Source organism: Paraburkholderia bannensis, from assembly GCF_014200455.1.
GTDB lineage: Bacteria > Pseudomonadota > Gammaproteobacteria > Burkholderiales > Burkholderiaceae > Paraburkholderia > Paraburkholderia bannensis_A.
Window position 1 is genome coordinate 178,299 of the sequence record NZ_JACHBW010000012.1, and the last position, 12,999, is coordinate 191,297.

Annotated in this window: 10 protein-coding genes; all 10 read right to left on the reverse strand. The window is 63.8% G+C overall.

Features of this window, described 5'->3' with window-relative positions; translation table 11 throughout:
• Positions 1-127: 127 nt before the first annotated feature.
• The 10 genes from F4827_RS20950 to F4827_RS20995 all read right to left on the reverse strand — a co-directional run bounded on the left by F4827_RS20950 (position 128) and on the right by F4827_RS20995 (position 12,593).
• Positions 128-985, reverse strand: coding sequence for a glycine betaine ABC transporter substrate-binding protein (locus tag F4827_RS20950; protein WP_183726641.1), 858 nt, complete (start codon positions 983-985; stop codon positions 128-130).
• 123 nt (positions 986-1,108) lie between these two features.
• Positions 1,109-2,248, reverse strand: a complete 1,140-nt coding sequence (locus F4827_RS20955; protein ID WP_183726643.1) for a hybrid-cluster NAD(P)-dependent oxidoreductase — start codon at positions 2,246-2,248, stop codon at positions 1,109-1,111.
• Between the two features lies 1 nt (position 2,249).
• The gene (locus F4827_RS20960) at positions 2,250-3,551 is read right to left on the reverse strand and encodes an SRPBCC family protein (protein ID WP_183726645.1); all 1,302 of its coding nucleotides are present in this window, start codon (positions 3,549-3,551) and stop codon (positions 2,250-2,252) included.
• 93 nt (positions 3,552-3,644) lie between these two features.
• On the reverse strand, positions 3,645-4,457 hold the full coding sequence (locus F4827_RS20965) for an electron transfer flavoprotein subunit beta/FixA family protein (RefSeq protein WP_183726647.1): 813 nt from the start codon (positions 4,455-4,457) through the stop codon (positions 3,645-3,647).
• Entirely contained in the window at positions 4,454-5,623 is a 1,170-nt protein-coding gene (locus F4827_RS20970) for an electron transfer flavoprotein subunit alpha/FixB family protein (protein ID WP_183726649.1), read from the reverse strand. The genes F4827_RS20965 and F4827_RS20970 overlap by 4 nt, the downstream gene beginning before the upstream one ends.
• A 4-nt stretch (positions 5,624-5,627) precedes the next feature.
• Positions 5,628-7,562, reverse strand: coding sequence for a (Fe-S)-binding protein (locus tag F4827_RS20975; protein ID WP_183726651.1), 1,935 nt, complete (start codon positions 7,560-7,562; stop codon positions 5,628-5,630).
• A gap of 3 nt (positions 7,563-7,565) precedes the next feature.
• Positions 7,566-9,629 carry an NADH:flavin oxidoreductase gene (locus tag F4827_RS20980; protein ID WP_183726654.1) on the reverse strand — a complete coding sequence of 688 codons (2,064 nt, stop codon included), beginning with the start codon at positions 9,627-9,629 and terminating at the stop codon, positions 7,566-7,568.
• Between the two features lie 104 nt (positions 9,630-9,733).
• The gene (locus F4827_RS20985; RefSeq protein ID WP_183726656.1) at positions 9,734-10,276 is read right to left on the reverse strand and encodes a DUF5943 domain-containing protein; all 543 of its coding nucleotides are present in this window, start codon (positions 10,274-10,276) and stop codon (positions 9,734-9,736) included.
• Positions 10,277-10,325: 49 nt separating this feature from the next.
• Positions 10,326-11,297, reverse strand: coding sequence for a dipeptidase (locus tag F4827_RS20990; protein WP_183726658.1), 972 nt, complete (start codon positions 11,295-11,297; stop codon positions 10,326-10,328).
• A 21-nt stretch (positions 11,298-11,318) separates the two neighbouring features.
• A complete protein-coding gene (locus tag F4827_RS20995; protein WP_183726660.1) occupies positions 11,319-12,593 on the reverse strand; it encodes a serine hydroxymethyltransferase in 1,275 nt (424 codons plus the stop codon).
• Positions 12,594-12,999: the final 406 nt, after the last annotated feature.

Below are 12,999 nucleotides of genomic sequence, written 5' to 3' on the forward strand. Positions count from 1 at the left end.
CGAGTCCATCTCCTCGTGATGCAGGCGCCGGCCCGCACTGTGTCTGAACATGCATGCCGGCGCGGCGCACGGCGACACGTTTCGGATGCCTTACTGTGTGACCTGAAAACCTTGCGCCTGCCAGCCACTATTGCGCGGACGCCACCCAGTCCTGCACGCGTTCGCCGTGCGCGGCAATCCAGCTGTCGGCGGCGGCGTCGGGTTTGGTGCCGCTCTGGATCGCCAGCATCACGCTGTCGATCTCGCCCGGCTTCCACTGGAACTTCTTGAGGAAGGCGACCACGGACGGAGCCTTGTTTTCAAGTCCCGGATTCACGACGCTATCCACATGCTCGGCCGCGCCAAACACGTTCTTCGGATCTTCCAGGAAGCGCAGCTTGTATTTGGCGAACATCCAGTGCGGCGTCCAGCCCGTGACGATCACCGGCTTGTTCGCATTGACCGAGCGCGCCAGTTCCGCCGTCATGCCACTGCCCGAACTGGGCATGACGGTATAGTTCAGACCGTATTGCTTGATCGCCTGATCGGTCTTGCTCATTACCCCTGCACCGGCGTCGATGCCGACGATGCGCCCGGCGAAGGCCGACTTCTGCGCGTTGAGATCGTCGATGCTCTTTGCGCTGACATATTGCGGCACGACCAGGCCGATTTTCGCGCCGGGGAAGTTGGTGCCCAGATCGACCACCTTGCCCTTGAACTGATCCCAGTACGCGCCCTGGGTGACCGGCAGCCAGGCGGACAACGTGGCGTCGAGATCGCCGCGCGCCACGCCCTGCCACATGATGCCGGCGGCCACCGGCACGAGTTCGACCTGATAGCCGAGGCGCCTTTCGATGATGCGCGCCGCCACATTCGAGGTGGCCACGCTGTCGTCCCAGCCTTCCACATAGCCGATTTTCAGCGTCGGCTTGCTGTCCGCGAGGGCGCTAGCGCCCAACGCCATCGACATCACACCCATGCCCAACCATTTTGCGAGCAGCTTCACGGCAATCTCCTGTGATTCGGGCACAAGCGCCCTACACCTCCAGATTCACCCGTCACAAATGGCCCATACCGTTGTTTTCCGACGCGATCTTGTCCAGCCGCGACGCGGTGCGCATTGGCGGATTTATTTATCGACGACGAGATCCGAGCGCGGCGTGCTGCAGCACAGCAGCACCATGCCCTGATCGATTTCGCGCTGGCGAATGCCGCCGTTGTGCTTCATGTCCACTTCGCCGGAGATGAGCTTGACCTTGCAGGTGCCGCACATCCCCTGGGCGCACGACGAAGGCAGACGCACGCCCGCCGCGCGCGCCGCGGCCAGCACGTGCTGATGCTCGCCGCAGGCGATCTCGCGATGGCTCTTTGCGAACGTCACCTTGAAAGTGGCGGCTTCATTTGCAGCCGCTGCCCCGGCATCCGGCGCATGTAAAGGCGCACACTCCACTGCCAGCGTCTCGAACGAGAAACTCTCTTCGTGATAACGCTCGCGCGCAAAACCCGCTTCGTCCAGCAGGTCGCGTACGGCCTTCATATACGGCGCGGGGCCGCAGGTGAAAATCTCGCGCTCCATGAAGTCAGGCGCGATCAGTTTGAGCAGCGGCAGCGTGAGAAAGCCCGTGACGCCCGACCAATGCGTACGCGCGCCCACGCGCTCGCACACGAACGAGGTGCGAAAACTCGCATGGCTCGCGGCAATCAATTCGAGTTCGCGCGCGAAGATTACATCGTCGGGCGTGCGTGCGCTGTGTACGAAGACGATGTCGCGATCTTCGGCAAGATCGTGATAGGCGCGGCTCATCGACATCAGCGGCGTGATGCCCGATCCTGCCGAAAGAAACAGATATTTGGGCGCGGCGTGACGCGCGCAGGTGAATTCGCCGGCGGGCCCAAGCACGCGTATCATCGCGCCCGGCATCAGATTGTCGTGCAGCCAGTTCGAGACCTTGCCGCCCGGCACGCGCTTGACCGTGATCGACAGCGTGTGCGGCCGCGCGGGCGAAGACGAAATCGTGTAGCAACGGTTGAGCGTCTCGCCGTCGATCTCCAGTTCGAGCGTGACGAACTGGCCCGGCTCGAACGAGAACGTGCGGCCTTGGGGCGAACGCAGGAAGAAACTCTTTACGTCATGGGTTTCCTGACGCACGTGACAGCATTCCAGCGTTTCCTCGGCGTCGCTCGTCCACTTCTCCGGTAACGCGCCCCAGAAAGCCGGGCGCGTTACGCGGCTGTGGGCCGGATCGAATTGGGCCGCATCTCGCATCATGTCAGACTCCGCTTTCCACGCGCAGGGGAATGGTCCGCTTGCGCGCGAGCGCCGCGGCGATACGGCCCACATACCAGGCCGAGAATTTTTCCACCAGCCCTTCGGTATAAGGCGAATACGGGCCCGGCTCGTAGGCGCTGCTGGCCGCGCCGCGCTGCGAATACTCCACCAGCGTGCGGTCCTGGTTATTGGTGGCGTTCCAGACCGCCGTGAGATTCGCCACGTCGTAGTCGATGCCTTCGCGCGCGTCCTTGTGCACCAGCCAGCGCGTGCGCACCAGCGTCTCGCCCGCCGACAGCGGAATCACCGAGAACGATACGATGTGATCGCTCATGAAGTGATGCCAGGAATTAGGTTGGGTCCAGAACGACAGGCCGCCCAGATCGGCGCTGCGGAATTCGCCCAGCAGTTTCTTGCAGGCCACCTTGGCGTCGAGCGTCTGCGATTCGCCGCTGCGATCGAGCGGCAGACGTTGTGTGCGAAAGCCCGTCACATCCAGCAGCTTTTCGATTTCGACCGACGGCAGGTTCAGTTGCTCCCACTGGCGCGCGCGTTCCACGCAGGTGCGCTCGAAGGCGTCCATGCCTTGCGCGTTGGCGGGCGAACGCTGATAGCCAAAGCCGTATTCGTAGAGCGAAATCGTCAGTTCGGGATGGTTCGCGACGCAGTGATAGCACTCGCGATTGTTCTCCATCACGAGCTTCCAGTTGCCCTTCTCGATGATGTCGACCTGCGCCGCCACCTTGCAATTGGCCAGATCGTGCGGCAGCAGATACGGCTCCATCGCCGCGCGCATGAGGTCGAAATCGGCGGGCGGTTCGTCGGCCAGGCACACGAAGATCAGTCCTGCCAGGTTCCGCACATGCACGCTTTTCAGGCTGTGCTTGCAGCGGTCGAACTGTTCGCCCATATGCTCGGCGAACATCAGATCGCCGCTCAGGTTGTAGGTCCAGCTGTGGTACGGACAGACGATATTGCCCACCGTGCCCTTTTCTTCATTGCACAGGCGCGCGCCGCGATGGCGACACACGTTATGAAACGCGCGCACCTGCATGTCGTCGTCGCGCACGATCAGGATCGAGTCGCGGCCCAGCTCGACCGTCACATAGTCGCCCGGCTCCGGAAGTTCCGGCTCCACGGCCACCTGAATCCAGTGTTCCCTGAAAATCGCCTGCATATCGAGCGCGAAAATTTCCTCGCTCAGATAGAAAGGCGCTTCGAGGCTATAACCGGCTTTGCGCCGCTCCACCAGCGCGCGCATGCGTGCCACGCTGTCCAACGATACGTCTACCGATACGTTCATCGTGTGCTCCGGATTCTGCGTCCTTGATGCGTCTGTTTAGTGCATGCGTCGTTACCGACCTTATTCGTCCTGGCCCGCGGCCCCAAGGCGAAATCAGTCGTCGATGAGTTGATGCTCGCGTAAATACGCCAGGATCACTTGTGCTTTTTCGACCGAAGTCCCCGCATTTACGACGTTGCCGCCACGGCTTTCGGTCGTGGTCGCGCCCAGCATGCGGGCGTGCCCCGAGCGGCGTTCGGCGGCGGCGAGCTTGAGCGGCTTGCGCTCGACGGGGCCCGATTGCCAGGCGGCGGCTTCGGGGGCGGCTTCCACTGCAGGCACGCGCGCGGCGACGCCGAGGGCAGACGCCCTGACCGTTCCGGCGCGCAACCGCGCATAGGCGTAAGCGGGCCGGGCTTCAGCGAGGGGATGCACCGCCACCACGGCGGGCAAGGCCGCTTCCACGCGGCGGCGCAAGCCTTTGGGCAGAAACTGGCGCACGCGCGCCTGGCCAGCTTCGACTTCGAGATCGACCGCCGCGCCCACCAGCGCATACCCCAGCAGCGCCGCCACGCGATACGGCAGCATGCCGCTGTCGTGCGCGCCCTCGGCGCGCGTGCCGGTGAGCACGAGATCGTGCTCGCGCACGCGGGTGGCGAGCGCCTGGGCGGCGTCGGTCGCCGCGGTGCAACTGAGCACTTCCACCTGTTGCGCGCCCAGCGCGAGGTATTCGGGCAAGGCGGGGTCGGCGGGATCGCCTGCGTGGATCACGTCGAGTTGCGCATTGTGCCGCTGTGCGAGCCTGCGGCCGAGTTCGAGCGCTGCGGCGTCGTTGCGGCTGTAGCGCGGCGCGCCGCTCACGGGATGACGTCCCGTGGAAACCAGCACGGCGATGCGTTGCAGTTTGGCTTTCGCGTGGCTGTTCATGCGGCGACTCCTGTGGGTTTGCGCTCCTCTATTTCAGCCACGCCGCGCTGACGCGCCGCGCGCGCGGCCTGTACCTGGGCGATCAGTGCGGCGATGGTCGCCTGCGCGTCGCCTACGACGGTCAGATTGGCGCGTTTGGCGATGGGCGCGCTCGCGTCCGTGTTCACGGCGATCACGTGGCGGCAGTCCTTGATGCCCTGCAGATGCTGCACCGCACCCGAAATGCCGAACGCGATATACACGCTCGCCTCCACGGTCTTGCCGGTCGCCCCCACCTGTTTGTCGCGCGTGAAATGGCCGTTGTCGACGGCCACCCGGCTCGCGCCGATCGCCGCGCCGAACACGCCCGCCAGCCGCTCGAACGAAGCCACATCGCTCACGCCATTGCCTGCGGCGACAATGAAATCGGCCTCTTCCAGCGCGACCTGGGCAGCGTCGATATCCTCCAGCCCGAGATCGCGATACGGCTGCGCGCGCGCATTGGCCGGGCGGATGAAGTCTCCCGCCAGCTTCTCGCCCGCGCCAACAAAAGGCAGCTTCGTATCGACCGCATTGGGAGCGAGCAGAATCACATCGGGCAGCGCGCGTGTAGCGAACGCCCGCTTCGCCTGCTCATAAACGCCCACATGTTTCGCGTCGATTTCGACCACGTGCGTGGCCACGCTCGCCCCGGCGGCGGCGGCGAAGCGGCGGCCCAGATCGCCGTCGCCATAGGCGTTGTCCGGCAGAAAAACATGCTTCGGCGCGAGCACCGCCGCGCAGGCCTGCAAGGCGCGCAGCTCGCTTTCGGGGGCAAACACGCGGCGCTCGAAGCCCGGCAACTCGATCAGCTTGTCGACGCCGCGCGCGGCCACATCCTCCTTCAGCTCGCCGAACACCAGCAGCGCCACTTCGGTGTGCGCATCGGCGAGCAAGGCGGCAGCGGCGATCGCCTGGCAGGCGTGATCGTCGAGCGCGCCCCGTTCGCTATGCGCGACCGCCAGCAGCACCTGCCTGCGCTCGCGCACCTCGCGGCGCGGCTTCGCCGGAGTTGCGCCATGACCGTGCGCGGCGCGCTGCAAGGCGGCGAGATCGGCGCTGCCCTGCTCGCCCAGCGTGATGCGCCGCAGCCCGTCGGCGGTGATGACAAAAGGCCGGCGTGGATCGATTCGTTTGATGGCGTTCATCGGCTCACTCCAGCGCGGCGGCGACGAGTTCGGCTACGTCGAGGACTTCGGGGCGCGGGCCCACGACGCCTTCGAGCATCGCCGTACAGTTAGGACAGCCGACCGCAACGACGTCTGCGCCCACGGCGCGCGCGTCGGCGATGCGGATATCGGGAATGCGCTGCTTGCCGGGGATATCGGTCAGCGGCGCGCCGCCTCCGCCGCCGCAGCAGCGTGCGCGCATGCCGCTGCGCTCCATCTCCACCACGCGGATGCCGATGGTCTTGAGCAGCTTGCGCGGCGCATCGGTTTCACCGTTGTAGCGGCCCAGATAGCAGGGATCGTGATACGTGGTGCGCTTCTCGCGCAGCGCTTCGAGCGCCTTGGGCTCGATGCGGCGTTGATCGGCCAGTTCGGCGAGCAGCGTGGTGTGATGGAGCACCTCATAACGTGCCCCCAGCGCGCGATACTCGTTGCGCAGGCTATGCATGACGTGCGGATCGGCAGTGACGATACGGCCGAATTGCAGCGTGCCAAGCGTGGCCATCATCTGCCGCGCCATCTGGCGGAAGGTGGCTTCATCGCCCAGACGCCGTGCTACATCGCCCGTATCCGGTTCGCCCGCGCCCAGCACCGCGTAATCGACACCTGCCTTGTTGAGCACCTTCACCAGCGCGCGCAGCGTGCGCTGATAACGCATATCGAAGGCGCCTTCACCCGCCACCAGCAGGATATCGACGCGCTTGTCCGGCTGCGCCACCGGTGCGTTCAGATCGACGGACCAGTCATAGCGCGCCCCCTTGTCGTAGCCGCCCATCGTGCCGGTCTCGCGCAGATTGGCCAGCACCTCGGGACCTTTGCCCGGCACCGTGCCGTGGACCAGCGTCTGGTTGCGACGCATATCGACGATGGCATCGACATGCTCGATCAGCATCGGGCACTCCTGCACGCAGGCGCGGCAGGTGGTGCAGGACCAGAGCGTTTGCGCCTCGATCAGGCCCGAGACGATCGGACCATTGGGCTGGCCGCCATGCTTGCCAATCTCGATCCCGGGCGTGGGGCTGCCCGCGTAGGCCGCATCCGTGCCGCCGGCCATGCCCGTCACGAGATCCTGAATCAGCTTCTTGGGATTGAGCGGCTGGCCTGCGGCGAAGGCCGGGCAAGCAGCCTCGCATTTACCGCACTGCACGCAGGCGTCGAAGCTCAGCAACTGGTTCCAGCGGAATTCGACGGGCTTCGCAACACCGTATTCCTTCTGCTCGATATCGGGCAGCTTGAGCGCGGTGGGCGGCGTCGCCTCGCCCTCGCCGGTCCAGCCCGTGCGATCGGCCGCAAAACGCTCCTGGCGCGGGTGAAACGCCAGATGCAGCAGGCCCGCGACCGCGTGCTTCATCGGGCCGCCCTGGGCCGCGCCAAACGTCATCGTATAAGCGCCAATCACGATCAGCAGCGCGCAGATCAGGGCAAACGCGCCCGACATCGCGCCAGCCGGAACCGCCGTGTACAGCGCGATACCCAGCGCAAACGCCCCCAGCATCCACGGCAGCGTATTCCAGGGCCCGCGCGAGAGACGCGCAGGCACCTGCTTCGCATGACGGCGACGCCACACGAACACCGCGCCCACCAGCATTGCCAGCGCGGCCAGCAGGATCAGCTTGTCGAGCCACGGCGAATAGATCGCCAGCCCATAGTTGATGAACACCAGCACGAGTGCGCCAATCGCGCCGCCCGCCGTGGCAACGTGGGTCTTCGCAATGTACGGGTCGCGCGCGACCACATGATGCAGATCGACGAAATAACGCTTCGGGATACTGAACAGATTGCCGACGCCGAATTTGCCGTAGACTCCCGGCGCGGCCGCGCGCCCGAGCCGCCAGTAAGCGGCGCGCTTCGCGACCGCGAATGCGAGCCCTGCCATCGAAAGCCACAGCAGCGCGGTGATGAGGTAGGCAGGCTTCATGGCTCAGAAGTCCTTGACGAGACGCAGCGCGTCGTAGATCGCGCCGTGGATGTTGTGCAGGGAGATGCAGTCGCCCACGCGGAACAGCAGGAAGCGGCCATTGCCCAGTTCTTCGGCAAGGCAGGGCTGCGGTTCCGCCGCAAAGAGTTTGTGCACATCCACCTGGCCGCGATTGAGCGACTCAGGCTTGAGCTTCCAGTAGAGCGCGTCGTTGGGCGTGCTGCCGTTTTCGATCACCACCTGATCGACGGCGCGCTCCTCCTGCTCCTCCGTGTACTCGTTGCGCAGCACCGCGATCTTCTTGCCGTTTTCCTCGTAGACGCGGTCGAGCCAATAGTTCGGCGTATGAATCACGCCCTGCGCGTAGAGACGGCGGTAGAAGATCGGGAAGGTGGTGCCGCCTACGTCGTCGGCCACTTTCACGTCCGGCGTGACGATTTCCACATTGGCGCCCCGGCTGGAGATAAAGTCAGCCACGCCCGCGCCTGCGTGCGTGCTCACGCCGTCGTAGATCAGCACGTTCTGCTTCGGTTCCACACGGCCCGAGAGAATGTCCCACGAACTCACGGCCAGGCCTTCTGCCACGCCCCACGCAGGCACCTGCTGGGTGAAGCTCGATCCTCCGGTTGCGAGCACAACGATATCGGGTTGCTCCGCGAAGATCGTCGCTTCGTTTGCTTCCACGCCCAGGCGGCGGTCCACGCCCAGGCGCTTCGTTTCCATGTCGAACCAGCGCACGATGCCGGCCATCTGCTCGCGCTGCGGGGCTTTCGCGGCTAGCAGGATCTGCCCGCCCACGGCGTCGCCCTTTTCGAACAGCACTACGTCATGGCCGCGCAGACGCGCCACGCGCGCCGCTTCCAGACCCGCCGGGCCCGCGCCCACAACCACCACCTTGCGCTTCGGACCACGGCTACGCGCAATGACGTGCGGCATGGTGGCTTCACGCGAGGTGGCGGCGTTCTGCACGCAAAGCACGTCAAGCCCGTTGTACTGGCGATCGATGCAGTAATTCGCGCCCACGCATTGCTTGATTTCGTCCTCGCGGCCATCGCGGATCTTGATGACCATATGCGGATCGGCAATCTGCGCGCGCGTCATGCCGACCAGATCGACCATGCCGCTGGCGAGCAGGCGCTCGGCCTGGCCTGCATCGCGAATACTCTGCGCGTGCATTACCGGCAGCTTCACCACCGACTTGATGCCTGCCGCCAGGTGCACGAACGGCTCGGGCGGCAACGCCATCGGCGGCATGCAGTTGGCGAGCGTATTGTGCGTATCCGCGCCCGAACCGATCACGCCCAGATAATCGATCAGGCCGGTTTCGGCCATTGCCTGGGCGATCTCCTTCAATTGCTCATGGTCGAGACCGTCTTCATGAAATTCGTCGCCGCACATGCGCAGGCCCACGCAGAAGTCCTTGCCTACCGCTTCGCGCACGGCCTGCAAGACTTCCACGCCGAAACGCAGACGGTTTTCCAGCGAGCCGCCCCATTCGTCGGTGCGGAAGTTGGTGCGCGGGCTCCAGAACTGATCGATCAAATGCTGGTGCGCCGCCGAAATCTCGATGCCGTCCATGCCGGCGTCCTGCACGCGCTTCGCGGCGGTCGCGAAGTCGCCGATGATGCGGCGGATTTCCTCGACTTCGATGATCTTGGCGTTGCCGCGATGCACCGGCTCGCGAATGCCCGAAGGCGACATCAGATGCGGCCAGTGCTCGCCATGAAACGCCGACCGGCGCCCCATGTGAGTAGCCTGAATCATGATCTTCGCCCCATGACGATGCATGGCTTCGGCTAGACGCGCGAGCGGGTCGATGATGCGATCGGTCGACAGATTCACCGATTTCCACCAGCCTTGCGGGCTGTCCACCGACACGGGGCTGGAGCCGCCGCACACGGCCAGGCCCACGCCGCCCTTGGCTTTTTCCTCGTAATAGCGGATATAGCGCTCGCCTGGCAGGCCGCCCGGCTCCGCATAGACCTCGGCGTGGGCGGTGCTGACGATGCGGTTGCGCAAGGTCAGCTGGTTGAGCGTGAGAGGCTTGAACAGGTTGGGATAACGCATCGCGGACGACCTCGGGCTTTCAGGGTGTATTGCGGTCTGACTGTTTTGTTCGGCATCCTGATTGATTGCGATGCCGCGTTGTTCTCAGGTTCTACGCGCGCGCCTCAGTGCGTGAGCGGCGACACCTCGAACACGCAATGCGCGTGACCTTCGGCGGCGCAGCGCACTTCGCGCGACTGTGCGCGCGGCGCCTTCTTGCCGTCGGGCGTCGTGTCATTCACCCAGTCCATTGCGCCCGCGAACCAGCCCGCGAACATATAGCAAAGCTTTTCGTCGGTGCCGTGCTTCTCCGGCTGGGCAAGCACAAAGGATGAGTTATGCAGTTCGATGCGCGCGCGGGCGCTGGCCGGATCGGCTTCGACGATCGTAAACAGACCCCAGCCGCGCTGCGACAGGCGCTTCAGGTAATGCTCGAACACAGCCATGCCCTCGATGCCGTGCTTTTCGGCTTCCTTCGCGCACCAGTGATACGCGGATTTATAGCCGGCCTTGTAGAGAATTTCCGCGTAGGCATCGCGGCCCAGCGCTTCCTCCACGGCGGTGTGGTTGTTGGTGAAGAAGTGGCGCGGCACGTAGAGCATCGGCAGCGCGTCGGTGGTCCAGACGCCGGTTTCCGGATTCACGTCGATGGGCAGTTGCGGTTGCATCGTTTCTTCCTGATCGTGGGGTTTTTTAAGGGCGCACATGCCATGCGCTTCAACCGTTCCAGACTTCGCCAAACACGCGCAGCCAGTTTTCGCCCATCACCTTTTTGATGCGTGTTTCGCTCCAGCCCGCGCGCTCCATCGCGGCGGTCAGATTGGGAAACTCGCCGATGGTGCGGATGCCTTCCGGATTCACCACCTTGCCGAAGTTCGTCAAACGGCGATAACGGCCCTTGTCGTGCGTGATCCAGTCGAAGAATTCCGTCGTATAACCCTGCGTGAAGTCCGTGCCGATCCCCACGCGATCCTCGCCGATCAGATCGACCACATATTCGATCGCTTCCAGATAGTCTTCGACGGTGGCGTCCGGGCCGCGCTTGAGGAACGGCGCGAACATCGTCACGCCCACGAAGCCGTTCGCATCGGCAATTTCCTTCAGCTGCTCGTCCGATTTGTTGCGCGGATGCTCTTTCAAACCAGACGGGCAGCAATGCGAATACGTCACCGGCTTTTTCGACGCTGCGATCGCATCGGACGAAGTCTTGGCGCCCACATGCGAGAGATCGACCATGATGCCCACGCGGTTCATTTCCTGAATGACTTCGCGCCCGTAGCCGGACAGGCCGCCATCGGCCTCATAACAACCAGTGCCCACCAGATTCTGCGTGTTGTAGCAAAGCTGCACCACGTTCACGCCCAGTTCCTTGAACACCTCGATATAACCAAGGTTGTCCTCGAACGCATACGAATTCTGGAAGCCAAAAATAATCCCCGTTTTGTTTTCCTTCTTGGCGCGCACGATGTCGTCGGTGGTGCGCACCAGCGTGAGAATCTCGCTGTATTCGCGAATCTGCTGCTTCATTTCCGCGATGTTATCGACCGTCTTCTGGAAATCCTCCCAGACCGAAACCGTACAATTGACGGCGGTGACGCCGCCCTTGCGCATGTCCTCGAACACGGAGCGCTCGAACTTCGAAATGTTCAGGCCGTCGATGATGATGCTGTTGTCGTGCAGGGTGCTCATCGTGATGGTGCTCCGCGGGTCTCAGTAGATGGGAAAGCGTTCGCACAGCGCGAAGATTTCGCGGCGCACGCGTTGCTCGGTGGTGGCGTCGCCTTCGGGATGCGCGCGCAGGGCGTCGAACACTTCGAGAATCAGCGCGCCGATCTGGCGGAACTCCGCCACGCCAAAGCCGCGCGTCGTGCCGGCGGGCGTGCCCAGACGGATGCCGGAGGTGACCGTGGGCTTTTCCGTATCGAAGGGAATGCCGTTCTTGTTGCAGGTGACGCCGGCGCGTTCGAGCGCCTGTTCGACCTGGGCGCCCTTGAGACCCTTCGGACGCAGATCGACCAGCAGCAGATGGTTGTCCGTGCCACCCGTGACCAGATCGACACCGCCGTCCTTGAGCACTTCGCCCAGCGCCTGCGCATTGGCCAGCACGTTGTCGATATAGGTTTTGAAACTGGCGTCGAGCGCTTCGCCGAAGGCCACCGCCTTGCCCGCGATCACGTGCATGAGCGGGCCGCCCTGCAGGCCGGGAAACACGGCCGAGTTGATTTTCTTCGCGATGTCTTCGTCGTTGCTCAGCACCACGCCGCCGCGCGGGCCGCGCAGCGTCTTGTGCGTGGTGGACGTCACCACATGTGCATGCTCGACCGGGTTGGCGTGGCGGCCCGCCGCGATGATCCCGGCGATGTGCGCCATGTCCACCATCAGCTTTGCGCCCACGCTATCGGCGATGGCGCGAAAGCGCGCGAAGTCCAATTCGCGCGGGTAAGCGGAAAAACCCGCAATCAGCAGACTCGGCTTGTGCTGCTGCGCCAGTTCCGCGACCTGGTCGTAGTCGATGCGCATCGTGTCGCGATTCACGCCGTATTGCACCGCGTTGAACCACTTGCCCGACAGCGCGGGCTTCGCGCCGTGCGTGAGGTGACCGCCCGCGTCCAGCGACATGCCCAGCACCGTGTCGCCTGGCCTCGCAAGCGCCAGCATGACCGCACCGTTGGCCTGCGCGCCGGAATGAGGCTGCACATTGGCGAAACCTGCACCAAAAAGCTGCTTGAGACGCTCGATTGCCAGCGTTTCGATTTCATCGGCGAATTCGCAGCCGCCGTAATAACGCTTGCCGGGATAGCCTTCCGCATACTTATTGGTCAACACCGAACCCTGCGCCTCCAGCACGGCGCGCGAAACGATGTTTTCCGAGGCGATCAATTCCACCTGCGACTGCTGACGCTCCAGTTCTTTGAGGAGGCTGTTGCGCACCGCGGCATCGCGCTGGGCGAGCGGTTGCGAGAAGAAAGCTTGCGAATTCGACATAGGGCATCCATGACGAGAGATGGGAGTGGGAACCTGCCCTGGCGGGGCTTTGCGCCTGAGTGGCTACCGACGGCTCTATTCTTGTCGTTCGGCTTTTTGATCGATATCCGAATTCAGACGCGTTCTTTTCCTTTTCCGCCATCGGCGTCCGTTTTTCACAAGTCGTGCGGGGTTCTGGCTTGAGCCTGGCTGGAACCTGGCAGGAACCCGGTTGACTCACGCGCCCCGGGTCACGCGGCTGCAAATTTTTTCTGATCCAAATAAATTTCTCGTACACTCGAAACGGCCATTCCCCGGTACGTCTAGTCGCCGCTCAAGGTTGTTAGCCATGCGCTTCATGCGCTGCGAATAGCACAACCGTTTCTTCTGGGGAAAAGAACCAAAGCAGACCAGTACAAGATCAGCA

Coding starts and splice junctions, on each gene's coding strand:
- F4827_RS20955 (WP_183726643.1), bottom strand. CDS start 2,248: ATGATGCGAGATGCGGCCCAATTCGATCCGGCCCACAGCCGCGTAACG.
- F4827_RS20960 (WP_183726645.1), bottom strand. CDS start 3,551: ATGAACGTATCGGTAGACGTATCGTTGGACAGCGTGGCACGCATGCGC.
- F4827_RS20965 (WP_183726647.1), bottom strand. CDS start 4,457: ATGAACAGCCACGCGAAAGCCAAACTGCAACGCATCGCCGTGCTGGTT.
- F4827_RS20970 (WP_183726649.1), bottom strand. CDS start 5,623: ATGAACGCCATCAAACGAATCGATCCACGCCGGCCTTTTGTCATCACC.
- F4827_RS20975 (WP_183726651.1), bottom strand. CDS start 7,562: ATGAAGCCTGCCTACCTCATCACCGCGCTGCTGTGGCTTTCGATGGCA.
- F4827_RS20980 (WP_183726654.1), bottom strand. CDS start 9,629: ATGCGTTATCCCAACCTGTTCAAGCCTCTCACGCTCAACCAGCTGACC.
- F4827_RS20985 (WP_183726656.1), bottom strand. CDS start 10,276: ATGCAACCGCAACTGCCCATCGACGTGAATCCGGAAACCGGCGTCTGG.
- F4827_RS20990 (WP_183726658.1), bottom strand. CDS start 11,297: ATGAGCACCCTGCACGACAACAGCATCATCATCGACGGCCTGAACATT.
- F4827_RS20995 (WP_183726660.1), bottom strand. CDS start 12,593: ATGTCGAATTCGCAAGCTTTCTTCTCGCAACCGCTCGCCCAGCGCGAT.